Source organism: Streptomyces sp. NPDC006739 (genome assembly GCF_042869815.1).
Taxonomy (GTDB): Bacteria; Actinomycetota; Actinomycetes; order Streptomycetales; family Streptomycetaceae; genus Streptomyces.
Genome location: NZ_JBIAGM010000097.1, coordinates 1 through 1274 on the forward strand (window position 1 = coordinate 1; position 1274 = coordinate 1274).

The 1274-nt window shown below is 67.8% G+C and carries 1 protein-coding gene; it reads right to left on the minus strand.

From position 1 onward, the window contains the following. Positions 1 to 1151, minus strand: a 1151-nt coding sequence (locus ACFYMM_RS44420; RefSeq protein ID WP_388398580.1) for an IS481 family transposase, incomplete at its 3' end; no start/stop codon positions are given. Between the last annotated feature and the right edge of the window lie 123 nt (positions 1152 to 1274).

Here is a 1274-nt window from a genome sequence, read left to right on the forward strand (position 1 = left end):
CCGAGCCAGAACTGCTTGCCCGCGACCTGCAGATTCCCACTCGCAGGCACCACCCGCTCGAACTCCACCGGCCCACCGGGCTCCACCGGCACCGTCGCCGGGACCAGCTCAGGAAGACTGGCTGGCTCGGGCGGCACTTCAACCCGATCCAGCTCCGCAGGAGGTGTCCGCTGCTGCGGCACCAGCGCAAGCACGCCGGGGATCTTCAGGCCCAGGACGTCCCGCTCCTGCTCCGCAACCGGGGTGAACCGGTCGCCGGGAGACTGCATGTCCAGCGCCTGATGCGGACGCATGGAGTTGTATTCCTCCACCCACGCATCCAGTGCCGCCTGAGCCGCCTCGACGCTCTCGAATGCACCGCAGTCGTCGAGGAGTTCGCGCCGCAGCGTCTGATGGAACCGCTCGACCTTGCCCGTCGTGGTCGGCGAGGCCGGCTGGGTGAGACGGTGGACGATCCCGTTCTCCCGGCAGATCCGGTCGAACAGCACCTCACCGCCATGCCCGAACCGGTCGGTGAACTGCTTGCCATTGTCGGTCAGCACTTCTTCCGGCACCCCGAACGTCTGCAAGGCCCGGGCAAACGCCGAGCAGACAGCCCGTCCGGTCGCCCGCTCCACCACCGACGCGATCACGCAGTACCGGGAATGGTCGTCCACCCCCGTCACGACCTTGGCCTCGGTCAACTCCCCGGTCACCGGGTCGACGAGCATGACCCCGCCGACGATATCCATCTGCCACAACTGCATCGGACGGTCCCGCTGCCAGCGCTTGTAATCCGACCGCTTCCGGCGCCGAACTCCAGGTTCCACCAGCCCGTGACGGACCAGGATCCGATACACGGTCATCCGCGAGGGCACCGGCGTTACTCCCCCGGACCGCTCGAGCACGAACGCGATCCGCCGCGGACCCCACTTCGGGTGCTTGCGCCGCAGCTCACACACCGCCGCCTCCACCTCGGCAGAGGCCTGATGCGGACAGGAGACTGGCCTGCGTGACCGGTCCGCCAACCCGGCCAGACCGGAGGCCTCATACCTCGACTTCCAGCCGCTGACCGTCTGCCGCGACACCCCGAGCTGGGCCGCGACCTCCGTCACCGTCGCACCCGCCAGCACCGCAAGCACAGCCCGGTATCTCTGCTCGACAACCGACAACTCCACCAGCGCCAATCCCGGCCTCCTGCCACACGCCGCAACGACGTGCACAGAAAAACCGATCACGGCCACTGTCAACCATCAGCTGGGACCGAACCGTCAAGCATCTACCGGGACCGGACA